Origin of the sequence: Streptomyces sp. NPDC058665 (assembly GCF_042714995.1) — a bacterium.
In the GTDB taxonomy this organism is placed as follows: domain Bacteria; phylum Actinomycetota; class Actinomycetes; order Streptomycetales; family Streptomycetaceae; genus Streptomyces.
The window spans coordinates 56,121-72,060 of the sequence record NZ_JBHXRX010000002.1; the positions used below are offsets into that span (position 1 = coordinate 56,121).

Genomic DNA, 15,940 nt, shown 5'->3' on the forward strand with positions numbered 1-15,940 from the left:
GAAAGCGGCCTCCCTCGCCGAGCAACTGAATCAGTCTACCCGGCGGGGAGGCCGCCCCAGAAATCGTCCCTCGGTCCCGTACTACGCCTGCGGGTACTTCGCCTGCGCGTACTACGCCTGCTCGTCGAAGAGGCTCGTCACCGAGCCGTCCTCGAACACCTCACGCACCGCACGCGCGATCGTCGGCGCGATCGACAGGACCGTGATCTTGTCCATCTCCAGATTGGACGGATCGGGCAGCGTGTCCGTGAAGATGAACTCGCTCACCTGCGAGTTCTTCAGCCGGTCCCCGGCCGGACCCGACAGCACACCGTGCGTCGCCGTCACGATGACATCCTCCGCGCCATGCGCGAACAGCGCGTCAGCGGCGGCGCAGATGGTGCCACCCGTGTCGATCATGTCGTCCACCAGGACACAGACCCGGCCCTCGACGTTGCCCACGACCTCATGGACCGTCACCTCGTTGGCGACGTCCTTGTCGCGGCGCTTGTGCACGATCGCCAGCGGCGCGTCCAGCCTGTCGCACCAGCGGTCCGCCACCCGTACGCGGCCGGCGTCCGGCGAGACCACCGTCAGCTTCGTACGGTCGACCTTCGTCGCCACGTAGTCCGCCAGGATCGGCAGCGCGAACAGATGGTCCACCGGACCGTCGAAGAAGCCCTGGATCTGGTCCGTGTGCAGATCCACGGTCAGGATGCGGTCCGCGCCCGCCGTCTTCATCAGATCCGCGATCAGCCGGGCCGAAATGGGCTCACGCCCACGGTGCTTCTTGTCCTGCCGGGCGTATCCGTAGAAGGGCACGATCACGGTGATGCTCCGGGCGGAGGCCCGCTTCAGAGCATCGATCATGATCAGCTGCTCCATGATCCATTTATTGATCGGCGCGGTGTGGCTCTGGATCAGAAAACAGTCCGCACCCCGGGCCGACTCCTGGTAGCGCACGTAGATCTCACCGTTGGCGAAATCGAAAGCCTTGGTAGGCACTATCCCGACGCCCAGAGTGTGGGCGACCGCCTCGGCCAGCTCGGGGTGGGCGCGGCCGGAAAAGAGCATCAGCTTCTTCTCGCCGGTCGTCTTGATCCCGGTCACAGCACAGTCTCCTCGACGTGTTGATTGCCGCTGCACCCGCGCGTCCCTGCGAGCCAGCCGAACGTGAGCACCTATCACGGTACGCGCTGTACGGAGCGCCTGTTTCCGGTCAGCTTTCGAGCGCGAGCTCCTCGGAGGCCGCGGCGGCGGCCTGCGCGGCGGCGCTTCCCGGCCGCTTCCGGGCCACCCAACCCTCGATATTCCGCTGCTGGCCCCGCGCGACGGCCAGCGAACCCGACGGCACGTCCTTGGTGATGACCGATCCGGCGGCGGTGTAAGCACCGTCCCCGACAGTGACGGGCGCCACAAACATGTTGTCTGAACCTGTCTTGCAATGTGAGCCGATGGTGGTGTGATGCTTCGACTCGCCGTCGTAGTTGACGAACACGCTCGCCGCGCCGATGTTCGTCTGCTCGCCGATCGTCGCGTCGCCGACGTAACTCAGGTGCGGCACCTTCGAACCGTCGCCGATCGTCGCCTTCTTCATCTCGACGAACGTCCCCGCCTTCGACTTCACGCCGAGTTTCGTGCCGGGACGCAGGTACGCGAACGGGCCCACCGCGGCCCCCGCGCCCACCTCCGCGTCGATGGCCACCGTGTTGTCCACGCGGGCGCCCTCGCCCACCATCGTGTCCGTCAGACGGGAGTTGGGGCCGACCTCGGCGCCCTCCGACAGATGCGTCGAACCGAGCAGCTGCGTGGCCGGGTGCACGATCACGTCCGGCTCGTACGTCACCGTCACATCGATCAGCACCGAGCCCGGATCCACCACCGTCACGCCTGCGGTCATCGCCCGCTCCAGCAGCCGCTCGTTCAGCAGCCGGCGCGCCTCGGCCAGCTGTACGCGGTTGTTGATGCCCAGGATCTCGCGGTGATCGGCCGCGACCGAGGCGCCGACGCGGTGCCCGGCCTCGCGCAGGATGCCGAGGACATCGGTCAGATACTCCTCGCCCTGGCTGTTGTCCCTGCTGACCTTGCCGAGCGCGTCCGCGAGCAACTGCCCGTCGAAGGCGAACACTCCCGAGTTGATCTCCCGCACCGCGCGCTGCTCGTCCGTCGCGTCCTTGTGCTCCACGATCCCGGTGACCGCGCCGCTCGCCTCGTCCCGCACGATGCGCCCGTACCCGGTCGCGTCCGGCACCTCGGCGGTCAGCACGGTGACGGCGTTGCCGTCGCTCTCGTGCCGCTCGGCGAGCGCGGCGAGGGTCGAGCCGGAGAGCAGCGGGGTGTCGCCGCACACGACGACGACCGTGCCGTCGGGGGCCTGGCCCAACTCCTCCAGGGCCATCCGTACGGCGTGCCCGGTGCCGTTCTGCTCGGCCTGGAAGGCGGCCCGCACCCCGTCGTACGTACCGGCCAGATGCCCCTCGACCAGCTCCCGCGCGTGCCCGACGACGACCACGAGCTGCTCGGGCTCCAGCTCGCGCGCGGCGGAGACGACATGACCGACGAGCGAGCGCCCGCAGATCTCGTGCAGAACCTTGGGGGTCTTCGACTTCATGCGGGTGCCCTCACCCGCTGCGAGGACGACGACGGCGGCCGGGCGGTTGACGCTCACGGGAATGCCCTTCGGCTTCGGATGCTTGGCGTGACGGACATCCGCAGGATACCGGGGGGTTTCGGGACGGAAACGAAGGCGGGTCCTGACCGGAAAGGTCAGGACCCGAACTTGGCGGCTCCCCCGCCAGGACTCGAACCTGGACAGATGGCACCAAAAGCCACAGTGCTGCCAATTACACCACGGGGGAATGTAAGCACCGAAAGGGACAGCTGGCCGGTCGGCCTGAATCGGCAGCCAACACTATGCCGTACCAACCCCCTTCCACGCGACGTCATAGGTCGGCGCTCCGCCCGTTCGCGTGCTGAGCGCGCTCGTCCCGCACTCCTCGGATATTGGGTCGCGGGCGCCCGTAGGCTGGAAGGCATGACCACAACGGGGGCACACGAGGAGGCCGAGGGTTTGACCGCTCGCGGGCTCTGGTGGTGGAGGCGGCGGCGCAGTGTCGTGCTGGATGTGGGGCTGGCCGGTGTGTCGGCCCTGGAGTGTGCGTTCGAGGGGGTTCGGTTCGCGGGCAACGCGCAGTTGCCGGTGGCCCTCGGGGTGGTTTTCGGGGTGCTCGTCGGGTCCGTGCTGTTGTTGCGGCGGCGCTGGCCGATGGCCGTCGTGCTCGTCTCCATCTCCGTCACTCCCGCCGAGATGGGCGTGCTGCTCGGCGTGGTCGGGCTCTACACGCTCGCCGCCTCCGAGGCGCCCCGGCGGATCATCGGGTCGCTCGCCTGTATGTCGCTCGTGGGGACGCTCATCGTCGGCTTCGTACGGACGCGGCAGGACATCGTGGGCTCGGACCTCGCGTCGGCGACCCGCTGGTACATCCCGCTGATAGCCGTCTTCATGGCCTTCAGCCTCTCCCTGCCGCCCGTGCTCCTCGGCCTCTACGTAGGAGCCAGGCGCCGGCTGATGGAGAGCCTGCGGGAGCGCGCCGACAGTCTGGAGCAGGAGTTGTCGCTGCTCGCCGACCGGGCCGAGCAGCGGGCGGAGTGGGCCCGTACGGAGGAGCGGACGCGGATCGCGCGGGAGATGCACGACGTGGTGGCGCACCGGGTGAGTCTCATGGTGGTGCATGCCGCCGCGTTGCAGGCCGTGGCGTTGAAGGATCCGCAGAAGGCCGTGAAGAACGCCGCGCTCGTGGGGGACATGGGGCGGCAGGCGCTAACGGAGTTGCGGGAGATGCTCGGGGTGCTGCGTGCCGGGGAGCAGCAGGCGGCGCGGAAGGTGGCCGGTACGGTGCCGCTGGCCTCGGTGGGTGCCGCCGCCGCGGCTGCCGCTGCCGCCGCCGCGGAGGACGGGCCTGGTATGGGTGACATCGAGACGCTGGTCGGCCAGTCGCGGGACGCGGGGATGGTGGTGGAGTTCGCCGTCCACGGGGAGTCGCGGGCGTACGCGCCGGAGGTGGAGCAGACCGCGTACCGGGTGGTGCAGGAGGCGCTGACGAACGTCCACAAGCACGCGGCCGGGTCGAAGGTGATGGTGCGGCTTGCGCACCGGGAGGCCGAGATCGCGATGCAGGTGGAGAACGGCCCGTCGTACGGAGTCGCCGACGCCGGTCTGCCCAGCGGTGGCAACGGCCTGGTGGGGATGCGGGAGCGGGTGCACGCGCTGGGCGGGGTGTTCGTGTCGGGGGAGACGGACGCGGGCGGTTTCCGGGTCTCGGCGGTGCTGCCGGACCGGGCCGCGGCGTAGCGGCCTTCCGGCGCTCAGTCCGAGGTGAGCCGCTGCGGCTGCGTGCCCGTAACCAGCGCCGCCAGCGCGTGGTCGATGTGCGGGCCGAGGAACCAGTCGCCCGTGTGGTCGATGGAGTAGACGCGCCCCGTGGCGTCGACGGCGAGTACGGCCTGGCCGTCGCCCTCCTCGCCGATCGGGCTGATCTCCGTGTCGAGGGAGCGCCCGAGGTCGCCGAGCGTGCGGGCGAAGTGGATGCCGGCCAGCGGGTCGAACCGTACGGTCGTGGGCGCGATCTGCCGCCCCGGTCCAGGCCCGGTCACGGACAGCCCGCCGAACTCCGCCCAGATCTCCACGACAGCGGCGAACACGGCGTGCACGTGCCCCGCGGGGGTGATGTGGGCGCGCAGCGTGTCCGCCCACTCCTCGGCCTGCCGCATGTCCCAGCGGCCCGGCTGCCAGCCGGCCTCGCGCAGGGCGACATCGACGGCGACGGGGAATCTGGTGGTGGTGAGGTCGGGCACGGGGTGGTCAGCCGTTCTGCGTCGGGTCGACGGGGCGTACGCCGAAATGGGCGAGCATCGCCGTACAGGAGCGGCAGGGCGGCGCGTAACTGCCGTGGAGCGGGTCGCCGTCCTCCCGGATGCGGCGTGCGGTGAGTTTGCCGTGTTTGAGGGAGCGGCGGGCCTCGCCGTGGGTGAGGGCCTTGCGCTGGGCCCGCTTGGAACGCGAGCCCTCGACGGCGGTGAGGTGCCGGGACAGCAGGATCGCCTCGGGGCAGCGGCCGGTGAATCGTTCCCGCTGGCCGCTGGTGAGGGTGTCCAGGAAGTCCTGTACGAGAGGGTGCAGGGCGGGCGGCTGGTCGGCCTTGCCCGCGGTGCACGTGAGATTTTCGCCACGCACGGAGAGCGCGGCGGCCACGGCGGGCAGGATGCCGTCGCGGCGCTGGCGCAGGGCCGGCGGGCGGTGCGGTTCGGTGCTGCTCCAGCTCAGGCGCGGATCTCCGGAGGCGTCACCGGCCGGGCGGTCCGGTGCCCCGAGTCGTGGATCCCCCGATGTGTCCTGTTGTGCTGTGTGCAAAGCGTCGTCCCTCTCTGCGCAATCCCCACGCAATCCCCCGAGTTGCGGGGGACAGCCTGCCAAATGTGACATGCCGTGGGGAAGTCGGGGCGGTATCGGGGCGCGCCGTCGTCGCTGCGTGACCTGGGGTGACCGCGTTGTCACCGGCACCCGAACGGGGGTAACGGGAGCCGGTCGTGAAGGAGGCGGAAGGGCGGCGTCCCCTGTTGCCTCACCGCATAGGCTGTGTCGAACCAGTCAGAAGCCAGCAGGGGGCATCCGCCATGACGACAGGTCGGCTCGGTCAGCAAACCGCGCCACCGAACGCGGCCTACGCCGGGCAGGTCGTGCATTTCCCGGACCCAATCCGGGCCTCCCGCCACCCCAGGGGTGTGCCGGTGGACGGCGACGGCTTCCCGGACTTCTCGCCGTACGCGCGCGCTGCCGCCGAGATCGCCGAGCCTCCAGAGGGTTTCGGCGTGGACGAACTGCGGCTCACGGACTACGTGTCCGCGAACGCCGCGCTGCACGCCTCCGGCCATGACCTGTGGGACACCATCCCGGCCGTGGCCACCCCGCACGGCTGGACCTGGCACCACGCGGCGGGGTCGCGCCGGCTGCTGCTGGTGCCGGTGGAGGTCAAGGCGCTGCTGCGGCATCACGGCGGGCTGGCGACGACGCTGGTGGATCACGGCAAGCGCGGGACGCGTCCTCTTCAGGAGACGAGGCCGGTGCACTTCGGGCTGCCGAAGAGTTCGGTGTCGGTGACCGAGCAGCAACTGCTGGGTGTGGAGGAGGATCTGGGTTACCGGCTGCCCGGCCCGTACCGCAGCTTCCTCAAGGCGGCGGGCGGTTGCGCCCCCGTCGGGGCGGCGCTGGACGCGGAGTTGGGGCTGCTGGTGGACCAGCCGTTCTTCACCGTGCGTGAAGAGGCGGCGGTCAACGACCTGTTGTACGTCAACAAGTGTCTGCGGGACCATCTGACCAAGGACTATCTGGGCGTGGCTTTCGTCCAGGGCGGCATCCTGGCGCTCAAGGTCCGGGGGGATCAGGCCGGTTCGGTCTGGTTCTGCGCGTACGACGACGCGCGTGACCGCGACGGCTTGAGCGTGCGGGAGCGGGTGGAGAGTCTGCTGCTGCCCTGCGGTGCGGACTTCGACGCCTTCCTGTCGAGGCTGGCGGGCAATCCGCCGGAGCTGGACACGGTGGCGAACCTGATGGTGGACGGCGGCTTCGCCCGCGCCGTCCCGGTGGAGGGGTGAGCGCGATGGTGACATTCGCTCAGGCGCAGGAACGCGCGGACGAGTGGGTCAACGGCGACGTGCCCGCGTATCAGCACCGTGAGGTGCGGGTGCGGGAGTTCGAGCTGGGGTTCGTGGTGTGGGCGGAGGACCGCGCGGACGGTCCGAGGTCGGACGGCGGCGTCCAGCGGCTGGTGATCGCGAGGGACAGCGGTGAGGCGACGCTGTGGCCGGGGCTGCCGGTGGGTGAGGTGATCCGGCGGTACGAGGAGGAGTACGGGTCGCAGGCGGGGGCCCCGGAGCCGCCGCGGGCGCCGCAGCGTATCGATCTCAATCAGACGTCCTTCCTGCTGACGCCGCCGGAGTGGTTGCAGGACGCGGCGGACAAGCTGGGGACCCCGGGGGCCTCGGGTGCCGGTGCCGGCTCTGGCGCGGGCGCCCCGGGTGCCGGTGCGGCTCCCGCCGGGCCGTCCGTCCCGGCGCCGGCTCCCGTGCCGTCGAGTACTCCGGCCGGGGCGACCCCCTGGGCCGGTACGGACACCAACGCCGCCGGTGACGACGGCTCCGTGGGCCTCCCGGCGACGGTCTTCGCGCCGCCGCTGTCCGGCGTGGACGACGACAGTACGCCGCCGCCCGGTCTGGCGGCCGAGGCGCCGACGGCGCTGATGTCGGGCGGCAGTCAGCTGCCCCGTACGACGGTGGCCCCGGGCCTCGGCTCGTCGTCTCCCGCTCCCGGCAGCCCCGGTGACATCGCCGACGCGGCGACGAGCAAGGCGTCGTCGCCGCCGCGTGGCGGCCCGCCGGCCCCGCCGGGCGCCCCGGGCGTGCCCGGCGCTCCGGCCGGTGGCTACCAGCCGACGCAGTTCGCCCCGCCCCAGGGTCCGGGCGGGCCGGGCACCCCGCCGCCTCCGCCGGGTGCTCCCGGCACGCCCCCGCCTGGCGGTGTGCATCATGCGGCGACGATGTTGGCGGATCCGAGTCAGGGTGGTCAGCCAGGGTCGCAGGGTGGTCCGCGTCCGCCGGGTCCGCCCGGTCCGCCCGGTGCTCCGGGGATGCCGCCGCCTCCGCCGGGTGCTCCCGGCACGCCCCCGCCCGGTGGTGTCCACCACGCGGCGACCATGCTGGCCGGCCCCGGCGCCGTACCGGGTCCGCCGCCCGGCACCCCCGGACCGCCCGGCCCTCCCGGTGCGCCTCCCGGCCCCCCGCCGGGCACGTACGGCTATCCGCCGCAGGCCGGCGGCATGCCGACGGTCGGCCCCGGCTACCAGGCCGTGCTGCGCTACCGCGCCCCCGACGGCTCCGAGGCCCAGCTCATCCGCCGCTCGGCGCCGGGCACCCCGCACCCCGAGTGGCAGATCCTGCACGAGCTGCGCGCGATGAACGTGCCGCCGCAGCAGGTGCTCGAACTCCACACGGAGCTGGAGTCCTGCGAGCTGCCCGGCGGTTACTGCGCGCGGATGATCCGCGAGACCTGGCCGCAGGTGCGGATCACCAGCGTCGCCCCGTACGGCAGGGACCATTCGAGCCGCCAGCAGGGCATGCAGCATCTGCTCACCCACCAGGGCGAGTTGCACCAGGTCGCGGACGGTCCGGCGCGGCCGGCCCCGGTACGCGCCCCGCTGCCGCAGGTGCCGCCCGCGCAGCCGGTGCCGCCGGAGGCGATCGCGCAGGAGCTGGCGGGCGCGTTCGGCCCGCAGGGCATCTGCCGGTTCGACCAGCGCGCGGTGTCCCGTCAGGGCGTACCGGAGGTCGTGGCGCGCACGCTCGTATGGGCGGGCCTGCCGGGCGACTTCGGCCCGTTCTTCTGGGCCCAGCCCCCGCAGCCGGTGGTGCCGACGCTGGCCGAGCTGGCCGCGCAGCGGCAGGTGCAGCCGGCGGCGGACGCGGGCTCGTATCTGGTGATGGGCAGCGACTTCGGCCGGGCGATCTGTGTCCAGTACGGCACGGCGCACATCATGGCCGTGTCGGTGGAGACAGGTCCGGGCGGTCAGACGATCCCGCCGCAGTTCGTCAATACCGGCCTGCCGGAGTTCACCCGCTCGATGGCGCTGCTCGGCCGCATGTGGCGGCTGCGATTCGGCCTCAATCCGGAGCAGGCCGGCCGCTGGACCGTCGACTTCCAGGCACAGCTCGCCGCGATCGATCCGGCGGCGCTGTCGTCGCCGGAGAGCTGGTGGTCGGTGCTGCTGGAGCAGATGTGGGACGGGCTGCTCTGACCGTACGGCGCTGAAGCCGGCCACGAACGCACACGCCCGGGGCGCTCTCCGTGATCCACGGGGGGCGCCCCGGCCGTTCCGGCACCTGCCCAGGACGATGGCTGGAACGCGTCGGCCGCGCGGGCGGCGCGGGAACAGGAATCCGGCGCCCGGAGTCAAATGCCGCATCCTTGAGCAGGATGGACGGGTGGGGCGTTTCGCGGGGAAGCCGCTCCCGCCACCGTCCGCCGGAGAGAGGCTTCAGTCATGGCTGCCGCACGCGTATCGGCTCACGGCTTCGACTCCGTACGGGGCCGTGGTTACCGCCCCGAGCAGGTCGACCGGCTGGTCACGGAGCTGTCGGGGGACCGCGAGGTCGCCGAGGCCGAGGAGCGCCGGCTCGCCGCGGCGGCGGAGCGCCTTCAGCTGGAGGCGGAGCTGCTGCGGCAGCAGGTCGAGGCGCTGCCGCCGCAGACGTACGAGTCACTGGGGGAGCGCGCCCGGCAGATTCTGGCCCTGGCCGTCGAGGAGGCGGACGGGGTGCGCACGGCCGCGCGGGAGGATGTGCGGGCGCGGCAGGACGCCGCCGCCGAGGCGGTCCGCGGGACGCGTGAGGCGGCGCGCGCGTATGTGGAGGCGGTCGCGGCCGATGTGGACGCGTACACGACGCGGACGGAGGAGGACGCGCAGGGCGCGGCCGACGAACTGCGCACGGCCGCGCGCCGGGACGCCGGGGAGCTACGGGACGCGGCGCTGGCCCGCTTCGACGAGATCCGGCAGCGTACGGAGGCGTTGCTCGGCGAGCTGGCGCGGGAGCACGCGGATCGACTGGCCGCGACGGAGCGGGAGTTGGCGGGTCGTGAGACGCAGGCGCAGGCGCACCGGACGGAGCTGTCGGCCCGCGCGGACGCCCGGCTCGCGGAAGCGAGGCGCGCCTTTACGGAGGCCGAGGAGAGCGCCCGCCACATCCGGGAGGACGCGGCGGCGCGCGCGGAGGACCTGATCGCGCGGGCGCGGGCGGCGGAGGAGCGGACCGTACGGGAGACGGAGCGGATCCTGCGGGAGCACACGGAGGTCCGCGAGGAGGTCCAGGCACGGATGACCCACATCCGCAACAGCCTGGCGACCCTGACGGGCCGGACACCGGCGGACGCGGAGAAGTAGTTCCCGTCCCCCTCAGGAGGCGCCCGCCGCCGGGCCCGCCGCCGGGTCGGTCGCGGGATCCGGTGCCTTGTGGGGGTGGGGGCCCGGGTCCGGGGGCGGGTCCTGGTGGACGGGGAAGCGGCGGGGGGCCAGGAAGAGGAGCACCAGCAGGCTGAGGGCGGCAGCCGTCGCCGCGCCCAGGAAGACGGCGTCGACCGCCGAGTCCACCGCGCGGCGCAGGAAGTCGGCCGCGCGGGCGGTGAGCGCCCCGGGGTCGTCCAGGGCCCGCGCCACGGAGTCGAGCTCGCGCGGGAGCCCGGTGCCGGGCGAGTCGGCGAGCCTGTTGCTGATGACGCCGTTGGCCAGCGCTCCGAACAGCGCGGCGCCCACGCTCTGGCCGAGCTGGCGGTAGAAGAGGATCGACGCCGTCGCCGTACCGCGCTCGGACCAGCCGACCGTCCCCTGCACGGCGATGATCAGCGGGAGTTGGAACAGCCCGAGCGCCGCGCCGAGCAGCAGCATCAGCACCGTGGGCTGCCACGCCTGGCCGGGGAAGGGCAGCAGGGGGAAGGCCAGCAGGACCAGCAGCGCGGAGGTCATGCCGGTGATCGCGGTGCGGCGGAAGCCGATGCGGTTGTAGACGCGGTCGCAGAGGGCCGCGCTGATCGGCCAGGTCAGGGTGATCGCCGAGAGCACGAAGCCGGCGGCTATCGGGCCGAGGCCGAGGACGGACTGGGCGTACGTCGGCAGGAAGACCGTCGGGGCGATCATCAGCAGCCCGAGCGCGCCCAGCGCCAGGTTGACGGCGGCGATGGGGCGGCGGCGCCAGACCCAGCCGGGAATGATCGGGTCGGCCGCCCGCCGCTCGACGAGGAAGGTGACGCCTGCGAGCAGCGCGGTGCCTGCGAGGAGCGCGAGCGAGGGGGCGGAGAGCCAGGGCCAGGCGACACCGCCCTGGACGAGGGCGGTGACCAGCAGCGTGCCGGTGGCGAAGACGGCGAGCGCACCCGCCCAGTCGACCCGGGGGCCGGGCCCGGCACCGGTCCTGGGGCGGGGAAGTCGCCTCCCGCGTACGGAGGTTGGCGCGGAGTCCCCCGTCTCGCGGGTGCTCGTGGGCGCGGCCTCGCGGCCGGGCTCGCGGAGGTGGCGGACCGTGAGATACAGCGCGACCGCGCCGACCGGCAGATTGATCAGGAAGATCCAGCGCCAGTCCGCGTACCCCGCGAGCAGTCCCCCGAGCGCGGGGCCCGCGACGGCGGACGTGGCCCAGACGGTGGAGAGCTTGGCCTGGATCTTGGGGCGTTCCTTGAGCGGATACAGGTCGGCGGCGATGGTCTGCACCGTGCCCTGGATCGCGCCGCCCCCGAGACCCTGGACGACGCGGAAGGCGACCAGGGAGCCCATGTTCCACGCGGTGGCGCAGAGGACCGAGCCGATGAGGAAGAGGACGATGCCCGCGATCAGGACGGGCTTGCGGCCGAAGGTGTCGGAGAGCTTCCCGTACACGGGCAGGGTGACCGTCGCGGCCAGCAGATAGCCGGAGAAGAGCCAGGAGAAGATCGAGAAGCCGCCGAGGTCTCCGACGATCTGCGGGACGGCGGTGGACAGGATCGTGCCGTCCAGCGCTGCCAGTGCCATGCCGAGCATCAGGGCGGCGACGACGGGACCGCGGCGGGGCTCGGTTTCGACGCTGGCCACTGGATTCCTTCCCTATGCAGGTATTTCCCGGGGGACAGCCTCTCACCGACCCTCGCACGGCGGCAGGGCGCGGCTCCCTTCCCGGCCAACCCTCAGCAGGGCTCCACCTGAGGGTGGAGAGCCCTTAGGTGGTCCTCCCTACTTCTGCCGGGGGCCGGTTCGTCCCGCCGGAGGATGAGAGGAACAGGGCCCGTTCTTTAAGTTGGTCTTACACCGCAGGGGGCCGGCCGGGGGGCCGGTGGGTGACGGGGTGGGACAGGCCCGAGGGGGGCTACCACCCGTACACGCTGAGGGAAACCTCAGGAGAAGTGTCTGCTTTTCCCCAGCGCGCCGGGGCACCTGGGGCGCGCAGAATCAAGGCACACCACACCACCGCACAGCGCGAGGCGCGCACCCGTGTCTCACGACGCCTGATTATCGACGGACTTAGGAGACTTACCGTGACAACGGCTGCAACCATCCCCAAGCACGGGGGCACGGGAGGGCGTTTGGCCGTCGCCGCGCGAGCGCGGCAGGTCGTCAAGGCCTACGGCTCGGGGGAGACCCGGATCGTCGCGCTCGACCATGTCGATGTGGACATCGCCCGCGGGCAGTTCACCGCGATCATGGGCCCGTCCGGCTCCGGCAAGTCGACGCTGATGCACTGCCTCGCCGGCCTCGACACGGTCACATCGGGAGAGATCTACCTCGACGAGACCGAGATCACGAAGCTCAAGGACAAGAAGCTCACGCAACTGCGCAGGGACCGGGTCGGCTTCATCTTCCAGGCCTACAACCTGCTGCCGACGCTCAACGCCCTGGAGAACATCACGCTCCCCATGGACATCGCCGGCCGCAAGCCCGACCGGCAGTGGCTCCAGCGGGTCGTGGAGACCGTCGGTCTCGCCGACCGGCTGCGGCACCGGCCCACCCAGCTCTCCGGCGGCCAGCAGCAGCGCGTGGCGGTCGCCCGCGCGCTCGCCGCCCAGCCCGAGATCATCTTCGGCGACGAGCCCACCGGAAACCTGGACTCGCGGGCCGGCGCCGAGGTGCTGAGCTTCCTGCGCAGATCGGTGGACGAGCTGGGGCAGACCATGGTGATGGTCACGCACGACCCGGTCGCCGCGTCGTACGCGGACCGGGTGCTGTATCTCGCGGACGGCCGGATCGTCGACGAGATGCGCAACCCGACCGCCGAGCAGGTCCTCGACCGGATGAAGAACTTCGACGCGCGGGGGCGGACGTCGTGACCGTCGTCAAGACCTCCGTGCGCAACTTCCTCGCGCACAAGGGACGCATGGCGCTCTCCGCCGTGGCCGTCCTGCTGTCGGTGGCCTTCGTCTCGGGGACGCTCGTCTTCACCGACACCATGAACACCACGTTCGACAAGCTCTTCGCCTCGACCTCGTCCGACGTCACTGTCAGCCCCAAGGGCGCGGCGGCGGCCGACGACATGCCGTCCCAGACCGGCAAGCCCGAGTCGCTGCCCGCCTCCGTCGTCGCGCGCGTCGAGAAGTCGCCGGGCGTGAAGTCCGCCGAAGGCGCCGTCAGCAGCATGAGCGTCACGGTCGTCGACTCCGGGAACGAGAACGTGGGGGCGTCCACCGGCGCCCCGACCATCGCGGGCAACTGGACCAAGAACGACCTCCGTTCGATGGAGATCACCTCCGGGCACGCCCCGCGCGGTCCCACCGAGGTCATGGTCGACGCCGACACCGCGGACAAGCACGACCTGAAGCTCGGCGACGAGCTGCGCACCATCGTCGTCACCGGCGACATCAACGCCAAGATCGTCGGCATCGCCACCTTCAAGGTGACCAACCCGGGCGCTGCCGTCGTCTACTTCGACACCGAGACCGCCCAGCGCGGACTCCTCGGTGAGACCGGCCGGTTCACGCAGGTCAACGTCGTCGCCGACCAGGGCGTGAGCGACGACGCGCTCAAGACCGACCTCGCGGGCTCCCTCGACGGCGCGTACAAGCTCCAGACCCAGAAGGAGATGACGGACGCGGGCCGCGACAGCGTCGGCTCCTTCCTCGACGTGATGAAGTACGCGATGCTCGGCTTCGCCGGGATCGCCTTCCTCGTCGGCATCTTCCTGATCGTCAACACCTTCTCCATGCTGGTCGCCCAGCGCACCCGGGAGATCGGCCTGATGCGGGCCATCGGGTCCAGCCGCAAGCAGGTCAACAGGTCGGTACTGCTGGAAGCCGTCCTGCTCGGTGTCGTCGGCTCCGTCGCCGGTGTCGCCGCGGGCGTCGGGCTGGCCGTGGGCCTGATGAAACTGATGTCGTCCATCGGCATGGAGCTGTCCACCGAGGACCTCACAGTCAAGTGGACGACCCCCGCGGTCGGGCTGGCGCTCGGAGTGATCGTCACCGTCCTCGCCGCGTACATCCCCGCCCGCCGGGCCGGGAAGATCTCGCCCATGGCGGCGCTGCGGGACGCCGGTACGCCGGCCGACGGCCGCGCCGGACGGATCCGGGGCGGCATCGGTCTGGTCCTCACCGCGGGCGGCCTCGCCGCGCTCGCCGCCTCCACGGGCGCCGAGGAGGCGGCCGAGGGCTCCCTGTTCCTCGGACTGGGCGTGGTGTTCACGCTCATCGGCTTCGTCGTCATCGGTCCACTGCTCGCCGGTTTCTTCGTCCGGATCCTGAGCCTGTTCGTCCTGCGGGCCTGGGGGCCCGTCGGACGGATGGCCGAGCGCAACGCGCTGCGCAACCCGCGGCGTACGGGGGCGACCGGCGCGGCCCTGATGATCGGGCTGGCCCTGGTGGCGTGTCTGTCGGTGGTCGGTTCGTCGATGGTCGCTTCGGCGACGGACGAGCTGGACAAATCCGTCGGCGCGGACTTCATCATCCAGTCCACCAGCGGCCAGCCGATCGTGCCGCAGGCCCAGGCCGCGCTGGAGAAGGCGCCCCACATCTCGCACATCACCGAGTACAAGTCGATCGAGGCCAAGCTGACCACGCCCGGCGGGAAGACCGCCGACGAGGAACTGGCGGCGGCCGACCCGACGTACGCGAAGGATCTGCGCCGTGAGACCGTCGCGGGCGAGCTGTCCGCCGCGTACGGCAAGGACGCCATGTCCGTCGGCGACACATTCGCCGAGGAGTACGGCGTCAAGGTCGGGGACGTACTGACCGTCGCCTTCAAGGGCGGCGACACCGCCGAGCTCACCGTCGCGGCGATCACCTCCGACGACGTGTCGGTCGACCAGGGCGCCAAGTACCTCTCCATCGACACCGCCAAGCGGTATCTGACGGCGGAGAAGCTGCCGAAGAACATCCTCATGTTCGCGGCGGCCGACGACGGCAAGGAGAAGGAGGCGTACGCGGCGCTGAAGGACTCGCTCTCCGCGTACCCGCAGTACAAGGTCCAGGACCAGACGGACTTCAAGCAGGACCTGAAGGACCAGATCGGCCAGCTGCTCAACATCGTCTACGGTCTGCTCGGACTGGCGATCGTCGTCGCGGTGCTGGGAGTGGTGAACACCCTCGCGCTGTCGGTCGTCGAGCGGACCAGGGAGATCGGACTGCTGCGGGCCATCGGTCTGTCGCGGCGTCAACTGCGCCGCATGATCCGCCTGGAGTCGATGGTCATCGCCCTCTTCGGCGCCCTGCTCGGCCTCGGTCTGGGCATCGGCTGGGGCACGTCGGCCCAGCAGATCCTCGCCCTGGAGGGGCTGGGGGTCCTGGAGATCCCCTGGCCGACGATCGGCGGGGTGTTCGTGGCCTCGGCCTTCGTGGGACTGTTCGCCGCGCTCGTCCCGGCGTTCCGGGCCGGCCGTATGAATGTCCTGAACGCGATCGCCACGGATTAGGTTCCGTCTTCGAAGGTACGTTTTCGGCTCCGGTGGGTGTCCTTCACACCCATCGGGGCCGATTCCGTTTTCCCTGGTCGGGGAGGTGGTGACAACAAGCTGCGCGCGTAGATGCAGCAAGCTGACACGCCTCGGCCCCCCATTTCGAGACACCCGCTGCCATCGTCGTCCCACCGGGACCGATCCGGTCCGGCGGAACGATCCAACAGGGGGAATTGTGCTCGGCGTACCGCACCGCAACTCCACGAAGGTCACGGCCCGTTCGCGTACCGCTCGTACCGCGCGCACCGCCCGGGTCACCCGTACCGTTCTCGCCCTCGGCTTCTGCGCCGCCGCACTGACCCTGTCCCCGGGCACCGCATCCGCCGCCCCCCGTGTCGTTCCCCCGGCCGGCGCGGTGACCACGTGCCAGTCCGCCGTCGCCCACCTCCCCGGGCCCGTCGAGCGCGAGGTCATGGCCCTGTGCAAGCTTGTGAACGGCTGGGACTGAGGC

At 71.4% G+C, this 15,940-nt stretch carries 12 protein-coding genes and 1 tRNA gene; 7 read left to right on the forward strand and 6 right to left on the reverse strand.

Features of this window, described 5'->3' with window-relative positions:
• Window positions 1-111 precede the first annotated feature (111 nt).
• The 3 genes from ACFWV8_RS01665 to ACFWV8_RS01675 all read right to left on the reverse strand — a co-directional run bounded on the left by ACFWV8_RS01665 (window position 112) and on the right by ACFWV8_RS01675 (window position 2,837).
• The gene (locus ACFWV8_RS01665; RefSeq protein ID WP_384197005.1) at window positions 112-1,089 is read right to left on the reverse strand and encodes a ribose-phosphate diphosphokinase; all 978 of its coding nucleotides are present in this window, start codon (window positions 1,087-1,089) and stop codon (window positions 112-114) included.
• 109 nt (window positions 1,090-1,198) lie between these two features.
• Window positions 1,199-2,647: a bifunctional UDP-N-acetylglucosamine diphosphorylase/glucosamine-1-phosphate N-acetyltransferase GlmU gene (gene glmU, locus ACFWV8_RS01670; protein ID WP_384197007.1), complete on the reverse strand. Its 1,449-nt coding sequence runs from the start codon at window positions 2,645-2,647 to the stop codon at window positions 1,199-1,201.
• A gap of 118 nt (window positions 2,648-2,765) precedes the next feature.
• Window positions 2,766-2,837 (reverse strand) — tRNA-Gln (locus ACFWV8_RS01675).
• Between the two features lie 176 nt (window positions 2,838-3,013).
• Here ACFWV8_RS01675 and ACFWV8_RS01680 point away from each other — a divergent pair.
• On the forward strand, window positions 3,014-4,330 hold the full coding sequence (locus ACFWV8_RS01680) for a histidine kinase (RefSeq protein WP_329386763.1): 1,317 nt from the start codon (window positions 3,014-3,016) through the stop codon (window positions 4,328-4,330).
• Window positions 4,331-4,344: 14 nt separating this feature from the next.
• On the opposite strand, the gene ACFWV8_RS01685 is transcribed toward ACFWV8_RS01680, so the two are convergent.
• Complete coding sequence (locus ACFWV8_RS01685; RefSeq protein WP_329386765.1) at window positions 4,345-4,833, reverse strand: SUKH-3 domain-containing protein; 489 nt, start codon at window positions 4,831-4,833, stop codon at window positions 4,345-4,347.
• 7 nt (window positions 4,834-4,840) lie between these two features.
• Window positions 4,841-5,389 (reverse strand): YwqJ-related putative deaminase, encoded by a 549-nt coding sequence (locus ACFWV8_RS01690; RefSeq protein WP_384197009.1) that lies wholly within the window; start codon window positions 5,387-5,389, stop codon window positions 4,841-4,843.
• Between the two features lie 263 nt (window positions 5,390-5,652).
• Between ACFWV8_RS01690 and ACFWV8_RS01695 the strand changes: the two genes are divergently transcribed.
• The 3 genes from ACFWV8_RS01695 (at window position 5,653) to ACFWV8_RS01705 (ending at window position 9,968) form a co-directional block, all read left to right on the forward strand.
• Complete coding sequence (locus tag ACFWV8_RS01695; RefSeq protein ID WP_384197011.1) at window positions 5,653-6,630, forward strand: SMI1/KNR4 family protein; 978 nt, start codon at window positions 5,653-5,655, stop codon at window positions 6,628-6,630.
• A 5-nt stretch (window positions 6,631-6,635) separates the two neighbouring features.
• Window positions 6,636-8,825, forward strand: a complete 2,190-nt coding sequence (locus tag ACFWV8_RS01700) for an SUKH-4 family immunity protein (RefSeq protein ID WP_384197013.1) — start codon at window positions 6,636-6,638, stop codon at window positions 8,823-8,825.
• 246 nt (window positions 8,826-9,071) lie between these two features.
• Window positions 9,072-9,968: a cellulose-binding protein gene (locus ACFWV8_RS01705; RefSeq protein ID WP_384197015.1), complete on the forward strand. Its 897-nt coding sequence runs from the start codon at window positions 9,072-9,074 to the stop codon at window positions 9,966-9,968.
• Window positions 9,969-9,980: 12 nt separating this feature from the next.
• Here the strand turns inward: ACFWV8_RS01705 and ACFWV8_RS01710 are convergent, their stop codons facing one another.
• Window positions 9,981-11,645 carry an MFS transporter gene (locus tag ACFWV8_RS01710; RefSeq protein ID WP_384197017.1) on the reverse strand — a complete coding sequence of 555 codons (1,665 nt, stop codon included), beginning with the start codon at window positions 11,643-11,645 and terminating at the stop codon, window positions 9,981-9,983.
• Between the two features lie 440 nt (window positions 11,646-12,085).
• Between ACFWV8_RS01710 and ACFWV8_RS01715 the strand changes: the two genes are divergently transcribed.
• From ACFWV8_RS01715 to ACFWV8_RS01725, 3 genes are all read left to right on the forward strand, one after another.
• On the forward strand, window positions 12,086-12,874 hold the full coding sequence (locus tag ACFWV8_RS01715; RefSeq protein ID WP_329386773.1) for an ABC transporter ATP-binding protein: 789 nt from the start codon (window positions 12,086-12,088) through the stop codon (window positions 12,872-12,874).
• The gene (locus tag ACFWV8_RS01720) at window positions 12,871-15,447 is read left to right on the forward strand and encodes an ABC transporter permease (protein ID WP_384197019.1); all 2,577 of its coding nucleotides are present in this window, start codon (window positions 12,871-12,873) and stop codon (window positions 15,445-15,447) included. Before ACFWV8_RS01715 ends, ACFWV8_RS01720 begins: the two co-directional genes overlap by 4 nt.
• A 217-nt stretch (window positions 15,448-15,664) precedes the next feature.
• Entirely contained in the window at window positions 15,665-15,937 is a 273-nt protein-coding gene (locus ACFWV8_RS01725) for a hypothetical protein (protein WP_329386778.1), read from the forward strand.
• Window positions 15,938-15,940: the final 3 nt, after the last annotated feature.